18 protein-coding genes and 1 tRNA gene are annotated in these 17,447 nt (G+C 38.5%); 4 read left to right on the top strand and 15 right to left on the bottom strand.

The features are described 5' to 3' along the window. Positions 1–7: 7 nt before the first annotated feature. From P20429_RS02175 to P20429_RS02190, 4 genes are read right to left on the bottom strand one after another with little or no spacing between them, the layout of a single operon-like run. A complete protein-coding gene (locus tag P20429_RS02175) occupies positions 8–502 on the bottom strand; it encodes a gamma-glutamylcyclotransferase family protein (RefSeq protein ID WP_007586500.1) in 495 nt (164 codons plus the stop codon). Positions 503–528: 26 nt separating this feature from the next. Next, entirely contained in the window at positions 529–1,167 is a 639-nt protein-coding gene (locus tag P20429_RS02180) for a LysE family translocator (RefSeq protein WP_007586498.1), read from the bottom strand. 11 nt (positions 1,168–1,178) lie between these two features. Then, a complete protein-coding gene (locus P20429_RS02185; protein ID WP_007586497.1) occupies positions 1,179–1,952 on the bottom strand; it encodes a hypothetical protein in 774 nt (257 codons plus the stop codon). 29 nt (positions 1,953–1,981) lie between these two features. Next, positions 1,982–2,467, bottom strand: a complete 486-nt coding sequence (locus tag P20429_RS02190; protein ID WP_007586492.1) for a CreA family protein — start codon at positions 2,465–2,467, stop codon at positions 1,982–1,984. A 207-nt stretch (positions 2,468–2,674) separates the two neighbouring features. Here P20429_RS02190 and P20429_RS02195 point away from each other — a divergent pair, with 207 nt between their 5' ends. Further along, a complete protein-coding gene (locus P20429_RS02195) occupies positions 2,675–3,004 on the top strand; it encodes a 5-carboxymethyl-2-hydroxymuconate Delta-isomerase (RefSeq protein ID WP_002957818.1) in 330 nt (109 codons plus the stop codon). Between the two features lie 321 nt (positions 3,005–3,325). Here the strand turns inward: P20429_RS02195 and P20429_RS02200 are convergent. The 4 genes from P20429_RS02200 to P20429_RS02215 all read right to left on the bottom strand — a co-directional run bounded on the left by P20429_RS02200 (position 3,326) and on the right by P20429_RS02215 (position 5,330). After that, a tRNA-Ile gene (locus tag P20429_RS02200) sits at positions 3,326–3,402 on the bottom strand. A 255-nt stretch (positions 3,403–3,657) separates the two neighbouring features. Beyond that, on the bottom strand, positions 3,658–4,155 hold the full coding sequence (locus P20429_RS02205; protein ID WP_081473447.1) for a hypothetical protein: 498 nt from the start codon (positions 4,153–4,155) through the stop codon (positions 3,658–3,660). A 377-nt stretch (positions 4,156–4,532) separates the two neighbouring features. Continuing rightward, positions 4,533–4,691 (bottom strand): YqaE/Pmp3 family membrane protein, encoded by a 159-nt coding sequence (locus tag P20429_RS20445; protein WP_002957822.1) that lies wholly within the window; start codon positions 4,689–4,691, stop codon positions 4,533–4,535. A 72-nt stretch (positions 4,692–4,763) separates the two neighbouring features. Continuing rightward, positions 4,764–5,330 carry a BON domain-containing protein gene (locus P20429_RS02215; protein ID WP_007586486.1) on the bottom strand — a complete coding sequence of 189 codons (567 nt, stop codon included), beginning with the start codon at positions 5,328–5,330 and terminating at the stop codon, positions 4,764–4,766. Positions 5,331–5,658: 328 nt separating this feature from the next. Between P20429_RS02215 and P20429_RS02220 the strand changes: the two genes are divergently transcribed. Further along, complete coding sequence (locus tag P20429_RS02220) at positions 5,659–6,327, top strand: LiaF domain-containing protein (protein WP_007586484.1); 669 nt, start codon at positions 5,659–5,661, stop codon at positions 6,325–6,327. A gap of 38 nt (positions 6,328–6,365) precedes the next feature. Here the strand turns inward: P20429_RS02220 and P20429_RS02225 are convergent, their stop codons facing one another. After that, positions 6,366–6,782 carry a VOC family protein gene (locus tag P20429_RS02225; protein ID WP_007586479.1) on the bottom strand — a complete coding sequence of 139 codons (417 nt, stop codon included), beginning with the start codon at positions 6,780–6,782 and terminating at the stop codon, positions 6,366–6,368. A 276-nt stretch (positions 6,783–7,058) separates the two neighbouring features. Between P20429_RS02225 and suhB the strand changes: the two genes are divergently transcribed. Then, positions 7,059–7,862 carry an inositol-1-monophosphatase gene (gene suhB, locus P20429_RS02230; protein ID WP_002957826.1) on the top strand — a complete coding sequence of 268 codons (804 nt, stop codon included), beginning with the start codon at positions 7,059–7,061 and terminating at the stop codon, positions 7,860–7,862. Between the two features lie 53 nt (positions 7,863–7,915). Here suhB and P20429_RS02235 read toward each other — a convergent pair whose 3' ends face one another. The 6 genes from P20429_RS02235 to queA all read right to left on the bottom strand — a co-directional run bounded on the left by P20429_RS02235 (position 7,916) and on the right by queA (position 14,587). After that, complete coding sequence (locus P20429_RS02235; RefSeq protein ID WP_007586477.1) at positions 7,916–8,725, bottom strand: ABC transporter substrate-binding protein; 810 nt, start codon at positions 8,723–8,725, stop codon at positions 7,916–7,918. Positions 8,726–9,047: 322 nt separating this feature from the next. Continuing rightward, complete coding sequence (gene secF, locus P20429_RS02240) at positions 9,048–9,995, bottom strand: protein translocase subunit SecF (protein WP_007586474.1); 948 nt, start codon at positions 9,993–9,995, stop codon at positions 9,048–9,050. A gap of 9 nt (positions 9,996–10,004) precedes the next feature. Continuing rightward, positions 10,005–11,864, bottom strand: a complete 1,860-nt coding sequence (gene secD / locus P20429_RS02245) for a protein translocase subunit SecD (RefSeq protein WP_007586473.1) — start codon at positions 11,862–11,864, stop codon at positions 10,005–10,007. A gap of 19 nt (positions 11,865–11,883) precedes the next feature. Further along, positions 11,884–12,219: a preprotein translocase subunit YajC gene (gene yajC / locus P20429_RS02250; protein WP_007586472.1), complete on the bottom strand. Its 336-nt coding sequence runs from the start codon at positions 12,217–12,219 to the stop codon at positions 11,884–11,886. 25 nt (positions 12,220–12,244) lie between these two features. After that, entirely contained in the window at positions 12,245–13,372 is a 1,128-nt protein-coding gene (tgt, locus tag P20429_RS02255) for a tRNA guanosine(34) transglycosylase Tgt (RefSeq protein ID WP_007586471.1), read from the bottom strand. A gap of 183 nt (positions 13,373–13,555) precedes the next feature. Continuing rightward, entirely contained in the window at positions 13,556–14,587 is a 1,032-nt protein-coding gene (queA, locus tag P20429_RS02260; protein WP_007586470.1) for a tRNA preQ1(34) S-adenosylmethionine ribosyltransferase-isomerase QueA, read from the bottom strand. Between the two features lie 187 nt (positions 14,588–14,774). On the opposite strand from queA, the gene P20429_RS02265 reads away from it, so the two are divergent. Next, positions 14,775–17,306, top strand: a complete 2,532-nt coding sequence (locus P20429_RS02265; RefSeq protein WP_007586469.1) for a GGDEF domain-containing protein — start codon at positions 14,775–14,777, stop codon at positions 17,304–17,306. The last annotated feature ends 141 nt before the right edge of the window (positions 17,307–17,447 follow it).

Raw genomic sequence — 17,447 nt, 5'->3', positions numbered from 1 at the left:
TATTTTATTATTTTTGATGAACTGCAAATTCAATTGCTGCGCGCTCTTGATTGGTATCGCTTTTTTGTGCGCGATTTAATATCGCATCACTGTATTCTTTTGGTACGCCCGCTTCAAGTGATCCGCGATGAACGTGTTTTATGTACCAATCGTATGGGAGTACATCGCTGTCATGGGTATTAGCTATATAACAATGTGCAGTTACAGTCTCACCCGTTAAAAGCGTTGGGGCTATATCTACGCAGTCGTAACCTACGCCCTCAATACCATCTAAAATAACTTTTTCATCTTCATTAAGCTCATAAATAACGCCGTAAACCAGCGCGCCTTCTTTATCGCTTGGGCAAATACTGCATTTGCCAGAGCCATCTTTAAATAGCATATCAAAAGTTAGCTCGTAACCTTTAAGTACCGCTGTTCCTACACGCTTTACATTAGGTAAGCGCGCTAACAAACGATTAGATGACATATTAGAGCCAAACGAAAAATTATATAACGGCATTTTATCTCCTGTACTTTTTAAATAAGTTAAATAACAACACGTACTGCAAGGGCAATTAAAATAACGCCAATTCCACGGTCAAACCAATAACCGCGTTGTTGGAAAAAACCCCTTACATTATTTCTAGAAAGTATTATTGAAAGCATTGAAAACCACGCCCAAGTAGCCAATGCCATGTACACACCGTAACCGACCTGTACGCTAGTCGGTGTTGTTGGGCTAATCACGAGTGTAAATAACGACATAAAAAATAACGTGGCTTTTGGGTTTAATGCATTTGTGAAAAAGCCGCGCCTAAAAGCAAGCCAAACGGATTCTTCTTGGACGGTTTTGTTTTCAACATCTTTTGCAGCCTCGCCTTCATTACTTGCTGGAGGTTTTGCAGCTCTGAGTGCTTGTACGCCTAAATAAGCTAAATATGCACCGGCAAGATACTTAAGCGCCATAAATAAACTAGGCGATTGCGTTAAAATAAGCGCAACACCTAAAACGCAATAGGCAACGTGCAGTAAAATAGCAGCGCCAACACCGGCGCTTGTCCACAATGCATTGCGCCTTCCTTGTTGCACACTTTGCTTAAGTACTACGGCAAAGTCGGGCCCTGGGCTTGCTACTGCAAAAAAATGAGCAATAACAATCAGTAAAAATTCATCTAAGTATTCCACGCAGATCCTTGCTAGTTTGGCGAATAAGCTAATAACAGCGGGTTAGCCGAGTTATTTACCAATGCTTTAATTTCTTTTTGTGCTTTTTTAAACTGACCACGTAAATGCGGCTTTAAATGCTTTTTAGACACTTTATCGTTTTTAAAGTAGCTAATCAGGGCATGCATAAATACCGTATGTGTTTCACTTAACTTAGCTTCACGGTTAGCGTATGGATTATAACAAGAGCCACAACCGCCTTTAAACTGATACACCGTGTTGCTCATCATCACACCAAACCCTAAAAAACAGGCAAGTGCATCGGCAGCTTGTGGTAAATACTCCCTACCGCCTGGCGGTAGCACCCCAACGTGATGAATAAGTATGGTGGCCAGAGTACCCGCATAACTAGCCACTAAATCTTGTGGCTGATTAATCTGATTAGGATTAAAAGAGATACTGACCTTATGGCTTGGCGGCACAATTAGATGGCTGCCTTCGCCACGTATTTCATCACTAAATTCAAAGTGCGGAAAAACTTGCGGTTGTAACTGCTGAGGTGCGACTAATTGAATAGGCCATGCGTTCATACCCGCGTAATTAGTAACGCGGGTAAAAACATTACTCGCCATTTCCTCAATGCTCGATACCGAATCAGGGAAAAAAGTGGCCGTTGGCAGTATTATTTGAGTGTGCTTTGTAAAAAATTCAGCATCAAAGTTTTCTACAGCCCAAATAAATGTATCAATAAGCCATTGCTGCTCTTGATCTTCCAATAAAGGTGCCGATTTAAATAAAGCTAACATAAGGTGCTCTTATAAGTTTTAGTGCTAGTTTAGTTTTTTTGTGTAAGCGCCCAATCCCACGCTTGAGTATTGTATAGCGGCACTGTTGATAGTGCATGGTGGTGGCTACCACTGGATTCTTTAGTTGAATACGATAAGTACAATAAAGTACGATTCTCAGCATCGTAAATACGGCGCACTTTTAGTGATTTAAATAATATACTTTTAGATGATTTGAATATCACCTCGCCCGACTTGCTACGGTCTATTTTTTGTAGCTGCTGCGCTGTAATAGGACCTGTTTGACGACATGCTATAGACATATCAGACGGATCAGAAAAGTCCAAATTAGCCTCTATATGACTAATATGACAAGTAACACCTTTAAGGATTGGATCTTGCTGCGAATTAACCACAACATCTTTAGTTGTAAATAATCCCAGACTTACCGATGCAACATCGTCAGAGCAAGCACTTAATGTAACAACTGCACCTGTAAGTAAAGCTAAACGTTTAAATTTTTGTGGTAATTTCATACTTATCCTTAATTAATATATAAGTAACTTAGCACCTACGTTACTAAGCGAAGGTTCACCTGTTTGTTTTTATACTAACATCAAAAATAAATACGACTAAATTAGTTTAAAGTAAAGATTTTAGATAGCTCAGGGTTTAGCGAACCCTGTTGTATTTGATACAATTAACTCTCGCTCATGCAGTAACTCATAATAGGAAACGCCTAAATGCCGCACATTATTATTGAACACTCAGAAGACCTCCCTGTTTTACCACAAGTACTGGTAGAAAAAATTCACACTACCGCTTTCGAAAGTAACTTATTTGAATTAGAAACCATCAAAACACGCGCTATTGCTTATCAGCAATATCAACTTGGCGCAGGAAAATCAGGGTTTATACATATCGCGGTACATATTTTAGCGGGACGCTCAATTGAGCAAAAACAAATGTTAAGCGAACTGCTACTTTCATGCTTAAAAACATACTGCAGAGCATCAGACAGTTTAAGCGTAAATATTTACGATATTGAGCATGAGATATACCGTAAAAATTAGTTAACTCTTGTAGTTTTGAGCAATAAAAGTAAACACTAGTAAGTAAAAAGCCCCAATAGGGGCTTTTTTTGTATTCTAAAATCAGGTGCAGCTCATTATTATTTACAAGACAGAGCATGAATAGCGTCCGATCTAACGCTGGAATTTAATAGTGCATTCGCACTCTTTCAAATTTAAGAAAGCTTAGCTTAATCTATGGATTAACTTTATTTAAATTATATTTATTATTAGGGGTAGATAAAGAATAATAAATTACACGATGTTAAATTCATGTAGCATTAAATAATTTGAGTAGGTATTTTTTTGGAAAGTTTGTAAAAGTGGTGGCCCCTCCCAGACTCGAACTGGGGACCTAACGATTATGAGTCGTGTGCTCTAACCAACTGAGCTAAGGGGCCAACTTTTATATAACTGCTAGACAGTTAATTTTTGAAGCGTTCAGTCACAGAGCGACTAAAGCGGGTTGCAGTATAAAAACTTTTTAGGTGCTTGTCACTACCAAACACCTTTATTTTAACAATCAGTAAGCTAACTGCTTAAATAGTAATCTTTTAGGTGGGTATAAGCATAAAATGTAAGATATTTCCCATGATATTCTCTGCGTTAAATTATAAAAACCCTCCTCCCACATGTAGTCTTTTATTTTTAACGCTCTACTTTTTAAGTAGAGCTAACATATATGTGTAGGCATATAAGGCTGTAAAAAATATGCTTGGGGCTACTGTAAGTGCCAAATTAGGTGTCTGATTAATTACATTCACCATAATCACTAAGCTCGATTGAACAGTAATCGGAATAATAGGCGCAAAAAGTACACCTGCTATTTTTTTGTTACCTAAATACGAGGCGCTAGAGTTAATTGCATTATTGAAGCTTTGTCGTATTGCTACGTTTTGTGGTGTTTTAGAATGAAACATACAAATAATTGGAGTTACAAACGCAAGCGTTACATAACTAGACTTATACTTGTTGACGACCTTTTCTAAAATAAAAGTAAAAAACAGCGTTACAAATCCACTATACAAACCTTGTACTAATGCAGCTTGAAGCGTGACCGATTTAGCAATATCTGCCGAACTGTTCGCCCAGTAGGCCCAGCTAAAATAAAAAACGAATGACACAACGCCTGACAGTATAAGTCGAATATTCAATTAGCTACCTCAATATGCGTAAAAGCTTGGTTTAATGATAACACTAGAAGTGATGGTAATATTGTCACTAAATAATAGAGTAATTAATCGCGTATTGTAGATATATAAACAAACTAATGTTAAAGATTTCCTAACTGGCATCAATACAGAATCAGAACACTGCAGTTAGTTAGAAAGCTTAATTGAAGTAAGCAATGGTTTGGCTGAGGGAATTTTGGGAGTGAGTTACAAGAAATAATCACTTAGTTTGAGTAAATTAAAAATTAGATTTTGATAAAAAATATTTAATTTAAAAACTAATATTGTGAGCCGAACAGTACTGTGGCAATTGTATCATTAGGCCTCAGTAGTCGGCTTACACAATATATAATCTGTCATTATTTTTTCGCAATAATGTAGATTGCATGTATTAAACCTGGGAAATAACCTAGCAGTGTTAATAAAATATTTAACCAAAAATGCATACCTAAGCCAACTTGCAAAAACACACCTAATGGCGGTAATAAAACCGAAAGTATTATACGAATAATATCCATGACTAAACTCCATTTAAATTAAGCATTAAAAAGGCGTAAAGCCCAGTGTTAGTGGGCCTTAACTATACTGTATTATTCAGCAACAATAGCTAGTTTATCAACTACGTCACGAACATCTTCAGCATTTTTAGCAATTTTAACTGCTAGTTGTTTTTCAGCTTCAGACTCTACTGAACCGTTCAGAGTTACAATACCATTGTCGGTATCAACATCGATGTCTGTACCACCAACTTCTGAGTCAAACAGGAAGCGAGTTGTGATTACAGTGGTGATTTTAGCGTCCGTTAGGTCGTTATCATCATCGTCCATCATGTCATTGCTTTTATCTTTGGTATCCATGCTTTTAACAACAGTAAGGCTGTTATCAACATCAGATACACCATCTAGGCTAAGTACAAGTTCTTCTGCTAGCTCTTTATCAAGCTCGCTATTAACTTTACCTGTAAGTACTACTTTGCCATTTTTTACATCAGTGTTAATGTCAAAGTTGTTTAGATTAGTGTTCATAAGTAGAACTGTTTCTGCCTTACCATCAATCCAAGCATCTTTACTTTCGTTTTCCCAGCTGTTTGCTTGGGCACCCATAGCCGTAGTACCAAGAACTAGAGCTGCGATAATAGACTTGTTAAATGTTTTCATAATCTTTCTCCTTTTGATTAAAGACACTTTAACTAATGCGAGCTTTGGGCCAACTTTATTTATACTTATATTTCAATAGGTTGAGTTTATTTTGGAGTGAGGCATTATCTATAGTTGTGTAACTATTTACAGGCTACTCGGTAAAACTTTCTCAAATAGTGAAAATAGCTAGATAATTGCATTTTTGGTTAATCTATCGTTAATATAACAAAATAAAAAACATCATTATAAATTAACCTACTGATAATTAGGGTGATTATATTTGGTGCGTGCTTTGCATATAAACATCAAGAGCAGTATCAATAGTAAATATAATAAGGAATGCCCCATGTCTGTAAAAGTTGAAGACCGCCCAATAGAGCAAGTACGCGAACAAGTAATTGACCAATTAATTTATAATTACAGTCATGGGGTTATTTCTGTTGATGCATTTGAGAGACGACTCGATAGCGCGATGGATGCACCTAATAACGACGCTCTTTTAGCCTTAGTAGAAGACTTAACACTTAATACCGATCAGCAATATAAAGCAGAAAAACAATCGCAATTTAAACCACATTATAGTGCACAGCAAAACAGTGATGATGATTTTACATTACGTAGTATTTTAGGCTCTAACGAACGAAGCGGTCAGTGGGTCGTGCCAAAAAATATATATTTAAGTAACTTTATGGGATCGGTGGTACTTGATTTTACTGATGCCATTTTTGCGCATCAAAATGTAACTATTCACGTTAACTGTATTTTTGGTAGCGATGAGATTTACGTACCAGAGCATGTAAATGTAGTGTCTAAAATGTTTTGTATTTTAAGTAGTCTTGAAAATAAATCTGTGTCGCTTAACAAACGCCAAGGTCCTACTATTCATATTGAAGGAAAGGCAGTTATGGGATCGGTTGAAGTAAAAATAAAGCGCACAATTAAAGAAAAATTTATGAGCTTTGCAAATGAGCTAAAAACCCAGTTTGGCACCGGTAATAATAACCGCTCACTATAATTGAGTAGCAGCACTTTAGCGTGCTGCTTAGTATTTTATTATAAATCGTTATTTCGCTCGCTTGGTACATCACTTAAATACTCTACAAATTCCACCTCAAACCCGGCGGGATCAATAAAGTAGACATTCTTTCTGAAAGGATTCTCGCTACCTTGCTTGCTTAGAGTAAAACCCACTTTATTTAAGCGCATTACTACTGCGCTTAAATTATTAGTTACATAAGCAAAGTGTGCAAAACCAATTTGATGGCCCGATAAGTTTCTGTTTTCACCCTCACCATGGCTGCTTATCGCAATGTAATGCGTGTCATCTCCAAAGTGTACCCAGCGTCTTGGTTTTCCATGCCAATCGCCTCTGCCCTCACTTCTAATCGACCAATGTGGAAATACAGCGCGATAAAATTTAAGCATGCTGCCTATATCACTCGCGACTAAGTTTACGTGCTCTAAATACATAATGTTGTCCTATCAATTAAGTTAGGGGCACGATAAAACCTCAAGCTAACTTTAGGTAAAGCGTTATTTAAAATTAATTCAATTTAATTAACACACAAAGGAACATGATGACTTATTAATTGCTCATTATTATTTTTTAAAAATATAGACACTTTTCAATCTTGTATAAAAAACAAACATAAGTATTTGGGGTTTATTGTTTACTTTATGTCAAAAGTCGCTAAAATACGCCGGCTGAAATATATAAACGTTCTTTTACAACCCAAAGGTAATACCATGCATCCAATGTTAAACATTGCGGTTCGCGCTGCGCGCAACGCAGGCAAAATTTTACTTCGCGCAAGTGAAGATTTATCAAAAGTTGAAGTGCAACAAAAAGGCGCTAACGACTTAGTAACTAACATTGATAAAGAAGCCGAAGCCGTAATTCGTGACACTATTTTACAGTCTTACCCTACTCACTCTATTGTTGGTGAAGAATTAGGTGAGCATAAAGGCAAGGATGATGATTACCAATGGATTGTAGATCCTATCGATGGAACAACTAACTTCATCAAAGGTATCCCTCATTACGCGGTTTCTATCGCACTTAAAGTTAAAGGTCGTTTAGACCAAGCTGTTATTTATGATCCAATTCGTGGTGAGCTTTTCACTGCATCTCGCGGTCAAGGCACTCAGTTAAACAGCAAACGTCTACGTGTTAGCAAAACTACGGTTCTTGCAGGCACTGTACTTGCTACTGGTTTCCCTTTCAAAAACAAAAACCACATGGATGCATACACTGAAGCGTTTAAAGCATTATTTGTACACACTGCAGACATTCGCCGCGCAGGTTGTTCTGCTTTAGATATGGCATACGTTGCAGCTGGCCGTGTTGATGGATTTTTTGAAATTGGTTTAAAACCTTGGAACTCTGCTGCAGGCGAACTTATGGTTAAAGAAGCGGGCGGTATGGTTGTAGATTTCGCTGGTGGTAATAACTATAACCACAGCGGCAATATTATCTGTGGTTCACCAAAATTGACTCAAGCAATTATTCGTGAAATTCGTCCAGTACTAACTGAGTCGTTACTTCGCTAATTTGATGCTATTAATAGCATGCTAAAAAGGAGCTCAGGCTCCTTTTTTTGTGCCTAAAAATAAGGGTTATCGAGCTTAATCTCTATCGTTTTGCCTTTTGTATAAGGTAGTGTATTTAAATCCTTTGCGAAGTATTCATTAAATAATGCGTCAAACTCACCGCTTTCCTGCATCATTATTAATCCCTCTTCAACAGCCTTTGCTAATTCAGGTTTACTCTTAGTCACAAAGTAATAAATAGCGGTTGGATAACTTATGTATAAATTAGGCACGATTACTAAATTACTTTGTTTGTTTTCAATAAGCTCAGAGTTAACCTCAATAAACGAACGAGGAAAGTAATCTATTCGACCACGGCTCGTTAAAGTGAACATGGCTTGGTAGTTAGTAAGCGGCCTTACATGTAATCCGTTATAGGACATGATTCTTGTATCTGGCCAGTTGTGCCCTTGTACAGCCGAAAACGTAGCTAGCTGCTCAATATTTTTTACCTTTTTAAAGCGCGCCAAGTTTTGCTTATTAGTTAATAAAGCTCGCTTACCTATATAGCCTTTAAATAGTGGTATTTTTATCGCCAAAGCAAGCGCCTCTCGCTCTGGACTACTCATACTCCAATACATATCTAATTCGTTATCATCTAGGTTTATTAACTTACGCTTTTGCAGTTCTGATATGGGGGTCATTCGGATAACACCGGAGTAGTTAACACTTTCAAGTGCACGTACTAATAACTCATTGAGGTATTCTTCTCGTGCGTTTTGGGTATCTTGCTTTTGAGCAACATTAATTATTTGCTCTTGCGCCATGAGTGAAAAACTTACAAACAAACTAAATACACTGATAGAAACTTTTATTGGTAACATAATAATTACCTGCTTTGTTTAAATTACCTATTATTGGCTGAAAGGCTAAACACTTCTAAAGCATCCCTTGAGCACATGAATAAATAGATAACTAGAGCGATAACACTTGGCTTATTTTAGCCTCAGTGGCCGGTGACTTAACCTATGGCGATTTATATATTATTGCAAAAAGGTCCTACCGATTCACACTACAAAGTTAGCACTGTTTTCGTAAGCTTGCACTGTTACATCCGCTAATGAAAACTTAGACGCCTGAACAATTAATAAATTGCAGGTATAAAAAAACCGCTCATAGGAGCGGTTTTTATTTAATGAGACTCTATTACGGCATTGCGTCTAGGTCTGCACCTTCTTTTTCAATTACTTCTGGTATTAAGTCTTCTTTGCTTACGCCCATTGCTATAGCAACAGAGCTCGCAACATAAATCGAAGAATAAGTACCAATAAACACACCAAACAGCAATGCAGTTGCAAAGCCATGAATGGTTTGTCCGCCCCATGCAAACAAAGCAATCAATACTAAAATAGTGGTGATTGAAGTTACAAGTGTACGGTTAAGTGTTTGCGTAAGTGAAATATCAATAATTTCTACAGTATCGTCAATGCGCACTTTACGGAAGTTTTCACGAATACGGTCAGATACAACAATCGTATCGTTAAGTGAATAACCTATTACCGCAAGAATTGCCGCTAATATAGTTAAATCAAACTCTAAACCTAATATCGAAAATAAACCCACAGTAATAATAACATCGTGTAGTAGTGCACCTACCGCACCCACAGCAAAGCGCCATTCAAAACGAAATGCAACGTAGATTAAGATACAAATAAGTGCAGTTAACATGGCAAGGCCACCCTGCTCTTTTAAGTCTTCACCTACACTTGGGCCCACAAACTCAATACGGCGCATTACTACGCTGTCATCAGCTTTTTTAAGCGCATCGATTACTTGGTTACCAATTACTTCAGCTTTAACATCACTACCGCGCGGTGCTAAACGAACTAAAATCTCTTGGCTTGAACCAAATAGTTGTACTGATGCATCAGCAAAACCATTATCAGCTAGCGCAGCACGTACTTTTTTAAGGTCTGCTGGCTGTGAAAAACCAACTTCTACCGCAGTACCGCCGGTAAAATCTAAACCAAAATTTAGACCTTTAACAAAAACTGATGCAAACGACGCTAAAATTAATAACGTCGAAAAACCCATAGCCACTTTACGAAGAGACATGAAACGAAGGGTTCTACTACCCAAACTTAAAATTTGCATGTCAGCTCCTTAAATCGAAAGTTTATCAATACGTTTACCACCAACAAATAAGTTGATTACCGCACGGGTACCAACAATGGCTGTAAACATTGAAGTTAAAATACCAATCGCAAGTGTCACTGCAAAACCCGCAATCGGACCTGTGCCTACTGCAAACAGTATAATGGCAGCGATTAACGTGGTGATGTTAGCATCAAATATAGTGCTAAATGCGCTATCGTAACCGAAATGAATCGCTTGTTGAGGGCTGCGGCCATCGGCCAGCTCTTCACGAATACGTTCAAAAATAAGTACGTTAGCATCAACTGCCATACCTACGGTTAATACAATACCTGCAATACCAGGTAGCGTAAGTGTCGCGCCTGGAATTAAAGACATAACACCAACAATCAGTACTAAGTTAGCCGCAAGCGCAAGGTTTGCAACCATACCAAAGCCTTTGTAGTACACAAGCATAAACACAAGTACAAACGCAAAACCAAGTGCAACCGCAGTCATACCCGCTTCAATATTTTCTTGACCTAAACTTGGACCTACAGTGCGCTCTTCAACAATTTGAATTGGTGCTACAAGCGCACCTGCACGAAGTAGCAAACTTAAGTTATGTGCTTCAGCTGGGTTATCGATACCGGTAATACGGAACGAGCGATCAAGACGTGCTTGAATTGTTGCTACGTTAATAACTTCTTCAACCTTAATAGGCGGAAGCGCTTTACCGTCTGCATCTTTTTTACCTGATGGCTTGTACTCAATAAATACCGTTGCCATACGCTTACCAATTGCACGTTTGGTAAAGGCATTCATTTTTGCCCCACCTTTGCTATCTAGCGTAATACTCACTTGCGGACGTTGGTATTCATCAGCGCCAGATTGCGCGCCAGTTATATGGCTGCCTTCTAGAATAATACGCTTTTTAAGTACAACAGGGTAACCGTCGCGGCTCATGATCATTTCAGTACCCGCAGGGATACGACCTTGAGCAGCAGCGCTAATATCAGCGTTTTCGTCTACTTCACGAAATTCAAGTGTTGCTGTTGCGCCTAAAATTTCTTTAGCGCGTGCTGTGTCTTGAATACCAGGTAGTTGAACAATAATACGCTCAGCGCCTTGGCGTTGTACGTTAGGTTCTGCAACACCAATTTGGTTGATACGGTTACGAATAATCGTTTCATTTTGCTTGATAGCGTAGTCACGAATTTCTTTGAGTTTTTGTTCACTCATTGTCGCAAAAAATGCTTTATCGTTACTGCTGTCATCAATGTAGACATTCAGCGGGTAGCGAGTTTCTAAGAAGCTCTCTGCTGCATTTTTGTCTTCTTCAGTACGCATTTCTACACGCATACGATCAGAGCCTGCTACGCGGCGAACACTACGGTAACGTAGTTTTTCTTCGCGCAGGTCGCTACGAAAATCTTGTTCCATTTGCTCAAGCTGGTTATCAACCGCTGTTGCCATGTCGATTTCCATGGTGAAATGTACGCCACCACTTAAATCAAGACCTAGCTTCATAGGGTTACCACCAACCGCTTTTAACCAAGCTGGTTGAGCAGGTGCCATATTAATAGCAGAAATGTAATCGTCGCTCAGCGAATCACGCAGTAAGTCATGCGCTTTAAGCTGTTCTTCAACATTTTTTAAACGAACTAAAATTTGCCCATCTTCAAGTATTGTCGATTTAGCGGTTACATTATTTTTTTCAAGGATTGCGTTTACTTTGTCTACAACACTGAGATCGACATCAGCGCCTTTAGCACCTGAAACTTGTATAGCCGGATCGCGACCATACAAGTTTGGAGAGGCATATAAAAGGCCAATGGCTACCACAGCTAAAACAAGTAAATACTTCCAAACTGGAAACTTGTTTAACACGGGGTCGTCCTTATTATTTTTATAGCGACTTCATTGTGCCTTTTGGCAATACTGCAGATACTGCAGATTTTTGTACTGTTACTTCTGCTTGCTCGTTTAAAGAGATAACGATGAAATCTTTCTCTTCAGAAATCTTCACAATTTTACCCACTAAACCGCCTTGGGTAAGTACTTCATCGCCTTTAGCCATCATACTCATTAAGCTTTTGTGCTCTTTAACGCGCTTAGCTTGCGGGCGGTAGATTAAAAAGTAAAAAACCAAACCGAAAATAGCTAACATTATTAGCATTTCCCAACCACCGCTTGCCGCAGGTTGACCAGCTGCTGCGTGTGCATTTGAAATAAATAAACTCATGATACTTCCTCTTTAATTTTAAAGTTTAATTTTTTATATCTACTAGCTCTGGCACGTCTTGGCCTCGGCGAGCATAAAAATCTTGTACAAATTCTTCTAATTTACCTTCGCTAATTGCATTACGTAAACCTTCCATAACACGTTGATAGTAACGTAAGTTATGAATTGTGTTTAGTCGCGCACCTAAAATTTCGTTACATTTATCAAGGTGATGCAAATAAGCTCGTGAATAGTTTCCACACGTATGGCAATCACACTCAGGGTCAAGTGGCCCTGTGTCTGTTTTATGTACTGCGTTACGTATTTTAACTACACCCGTGGTAATGAATAAATGGCCGTTACGCGCATTACGTGTTGGCATAACACAGTCAAACATATCAATACCACGGCGAACAGACTCAACTAAATCCTCTGGCTTGCCTACACCCATAAGGTAGCGTGGTTTATCTTCTGGCATTTTAAACGCACAATGATCAAGAATATTCATCATTTCGTTTTTAGGCTCGCCTACTGATAGACCACCTAATGCATAGCCATCAAAGCCAATTTCTTCTAAGCCTGCTTGCGATTGTGCACGTAATTCTGGGTACATACCACCTTGAATAATACCAAACAAAGCAGATGGATTGTCGCCATGCCCTTCTTTTGAGCGCTTAGCCCAACGAAGAGATAACTCCATAGAATCTTTAGCTTCTTTTTCAGTTGCTGGATATGGCGTACATTCGTCAAAAATCATAACGATGTCTGAGCCTAAGTCGCGCTGTACTTCCATCGACTTTTCAGGCGACATCATAATTTCATCACCATTTACTGGAGATTGAAACAACACGCCTTCTTCAGTGATTTTACGCATTGCGCCTAAGCTAAAGACTTGAAAGCCGCCTGAGTCAGTTAAAATTGGGAAATCCCAATTCATAAAGTCGTGTAAATCACCATGTTGCTTAATGATTTCAGTACCTGGACGAAGCATTAAATGAAAGGTATTACCTAAACATATTTGCGCACCAGTGGCTTTTACTTCATCTGGCGTCATACCTTTTACAGTACCGTAAGTACCAACAGGCATAAATGCAGGTGTTTCTATTACACCACGGTCAAAAATTAAGCGGCCGCGGCGCGCTTTTCCGTCAGTACAATCTAATTCAAATTTCATATCATCCTCAATGTCAGAAAAACAGTCCAACAAGCTATAATTTAACCGCTCGATTCTACCCTTTTTGCCTCATTAATACTATTAGCTGCGATAAATTCAGTTTTGCTTATTATGCTAAACAAAAACCCCAGCTTCGTTGCTGGGGTTTTTAGTGTTTTTTACTGAGTATTAAATAATAAACGGTTACTTGCGTGTTAAAAACATCGCATCACCGTAACTAAAAAATCGGTACTGCTGCTCTATTGCAGTATTGTATGCACCCATAATATTGTCTTGTCCGCTAAAAGCGCTGACTAGCATTATAAGCGTTGATTCTGGTAAGTGAAAATTAGTGACCATGGCGTCAACAACATTAAATTGGTAACCCGGAAAAATAAATATATCGGTATCACCAAAATACGTATCTAATTTGCCGCCGTGAACTTTAGCTGCCGACTCTAATGAGCGTACTGATGTTGTGCCAACCGCAATTACGCGCCCGCCACTTGCTTTGGTTTGTGCAACGGCAGCAACTACATCATCGGGTACTTCAATGTACTCGGAATGCATTACATGCTCATCAACACTATCCACTCGTACTGGCTGAAAAGTACCGGCGCCAACGTGCAAAGTAACAAAAGCCATGTTTACACCTTTATCTTTTAGTGCCGTCATTAACTTATCGTCAAAATGTAAGCCCGCTGTTGGCGCAGCAACTGCACCTGGCTTTTCTCCATAAACAGTTTGGTAACGCTCGCGATCAGCTTCGGTATCAGGTCGGTCAATATAAGGAGGCAGTGGCATATGACCAATATCATTAAGTATATCTAGCACGTTTTGGCTATGATCAAACTCAAGCTCAAATAATGTATCGTGGCGTGCAACCATTATTGCCTTGGCTTTGCCTTCAAGAATAACTTCGTTACCAACCTTAAGCGACTTGCTCGCGCGTACGTGCGCAAGTACGCGATGTTCATCTAGCACTCGCTCTACAAGCACTTCAACTTTGCCGCCAGAGGCTTTTTGACCAAACATACGTGCTGGAATTACGCGTGTATTGTTAAAGACTAACAAATCGCCTTCGTTTACTAAATCAAGTATGTCGCTAAACACTTTATGTTCTAGAGTTCCGCTTGGGCCATCTAAAGTAAGTAAACGGCTGCTAGTTCTGTCCGCTTTAGGAAAACGAGCTATTAATTCATCAGGTAAGTCAAAGCTAAAGTCAGCCACGCGCATAATTAGTAATCCACATCATTTAAAATCGCGCCAAGTGTATATGTATCGGATATTAAGCTCAAGAAATCAGCCAAACTTATAATATCTTGTTTGCGTGTTTCTCATTAAATTTTCTTGTTCTTATGGTTAAATGTCACTATTCTTGTTCGGCTGAATTATTATAAGTTACATTAGGGGTGTTCAACACGTGCCAAACCAGCTTAAATTGCTAATATTAAACGCAAGTAGTGCTGAACGTCGCGCGATTAAGGGCACTTTAGATAGCTTAAATGTATTTACCTTTATTGATGCCCAAGACAGCCAACAAGCTTTAAAGCTTTTAAAACAACACCCTGTTGATATTATAATAACGGGCATTAATGTTGGGAAAATTGACGGCTGGCGCTTTTCGAGGATGATCCGCTCAGGATTATTAAAAACACCAAAAAACACCCCAATTTTACTTATTCCGCCAATTTACTGTGAGCGTATTGCCGAAACAACAGCCAGAAGCTACGGAATAGATGCTGTACTGCCGTTTGAACATAAAGACATGCTTCCTCAAGTGCTTGCGAATGTTTTATCTACGCACCTAGAAAAAAGTAGCCGACTAAATTTATTGCTATTAGAGCCGCTTCAAAATACGGCCGACAAAATTAGTGATCAGTTAAAGTTAAACTTTGCTATTACTCACGTTACCTCAGCCAAAGCAGCACTAAACGCTTACAATCAACAGCAGTTTTCAATTGTGCTACTCGATGCCACTACATCAAGTGCAGAGAGCTCGAGTGTACTCGTTGAAGAAATCCTACAGCACAATTCTAAACAAGCTATTGTTACGATTATAGAAAGTGATGATGCTGATTACGCTGAGCAGCTTTTGCTGTCTGGTGTTACCGATTTTATTAGAGCCCCATACGACCCTTCATTTTTAAATAAAGTGTGTGACCACGCCGCACGACGTGAAGATTTTATGGTGAGTTATGCTGAGTTTGCTTACAAAGTAGAGCAACTAAGCGTGAGCGAAGTGCGTTACAAAGAGTTATTTTCGGCTCATCAGCGTATTTTATTGCATTTGAATACGGTTGTTTTAGAGCTTGATCAGCAAGGGCATATTCGTTTTATTAACCCTGCATGGGAGGCATTGAGCGGTTTTGGTGTTAAATCATCACTACAAACCCCATTAAGCGCTTATTGTAATAACGAAGATAAAGGAAGACTAAATTATACTATTAATGACATTTTACATGGTGGCGAGCAACAGCAACAAATAGAAGTAAAGCTCACCCATAAAAATGGCAATTTAATTTGGGTCGAATGCAGATTACAGCTAATCAAAAATAGTCGTAATAACGCGACCATAACCGCCACTATCGACAACATACACGAACGTAAACAAGCAGAAATTCAACTACGTCATTTAGCACACCATGACCCATTAACTGGTTTACATAACCGTTATTACTTTGATCAACAGCTTAATAAAATATGCCAAGATAAATACACGTATGATGGCATAGAGCATGCTGTTATTTATATTGACCTCGATCACTTTAAAATAATAAACGACAGCAAAGGTCACCACCAAGGTGACATAGTATTAAAAGAAGTGGCGCAATTATTTAAAGCAAATATTGGCGAAGACCATTTGGTGTGCCGAATAGGCGGCGATGAGTTTGCAGTCATACTTACCGATATGAATTTACTGGATGCACACCTTATTGCTGAAGGTGTGTGCAGCGCAATAGAAAAACATGCTTTTAAATCAGAAGATCAGATATACACAATTAGCTGCTCTATCGGTTTAACTCAAATTACTACACAAAATAACGACCCTAATGAGTGTTTAAAACAAGCCGATATTGCTTTGTATATTGCCAAAAATTTAGGGCGTAACTTAGTACATTGCTACTCAAAAGAGGACGCTCAAAACAATACGCTTCAAACTGGGCTTGAATGGGGTCACGAAATTCGACAAGCACTGCAGCAAGATAATATTGAACTGCATTACCAACCTATTTGGGATTTTAAAGAGTGCAAAGTTGCTTATTTTGAAGCGCTCTTACGCTTAAAACTCAAAGGTGAACTTGTGTACCCAAATCAATTCATTCCCTCTTTAGAGATGCTTAACGACACATTTTTGATGGATCAATGCGTTATACGTAATGCCGTTGCTTGTGTGTCTAAGCACCCAGAGTTAAACCAAGTTGCTATTAATTTGTCAGCACAATCATTCTTAGATGAACGCTTATTGCCATTAATTGAATCAAACCTTGAAAAGTATAACGTGCCCCCTTCGCGGATAATTTTTGAAATAACTGAATCAGCAAGTATTAACAACTTAAAAGCGACTCGTAAAATGATTGAGAAGCTTAATAGCTTAGGCTGTCATTTTTCTATTGACGATTTTGGAACTGGCTTTAGTACATTTAACTATTTAAAGCAGCTTCCAGCACAACATGTAAAAATTGATGGCTCATTTGTAAGCGACATGCTTAATGACCCTATAGACTTAGCGTTAGTAAAAGCAATAAATGATATTAGTCGGTCTCTCGATAAGCGCTCTGTAGCTGAGTACGTTGAAAACGAAGAGATATTTTTTGCACTAAAAGAGATAGGTGTTGATTATGGACAAGGCTACTTTATTGCACGCCCAGTACCTGTTGAAAAAGTAAAAGATGAACTTGAAAAAATTTCAAAAAATAAAACGTTTTACCAACAACAAGCTAGCCCAAAATAAACAAAATTAAACAATTTGTTACTACCAATATTACCTTTCTTGCCTATACTTTCAGTATCAAATAAAAAATGTCGTGCCTTTTGATGTATTTCACTTTAAAAACATGACATTACCTTTTGGCGACGTAGTACTGATATTTAT

This window comes from Pseudoalteromonas sp. BSi20429, from assembly GCF_000238895.1.
Taxonomy (GTDB): domain Bacteria; phylum Pseudomonadota; class Gammaproteobacteria; order Enterobacterales; family Alteromonadaceae; genus Pseudoalteromonas; species Pseudoalteromonas arctica.
This window is presented reverse-complemented; position numbering and strand designations above follow the sequence as displayed.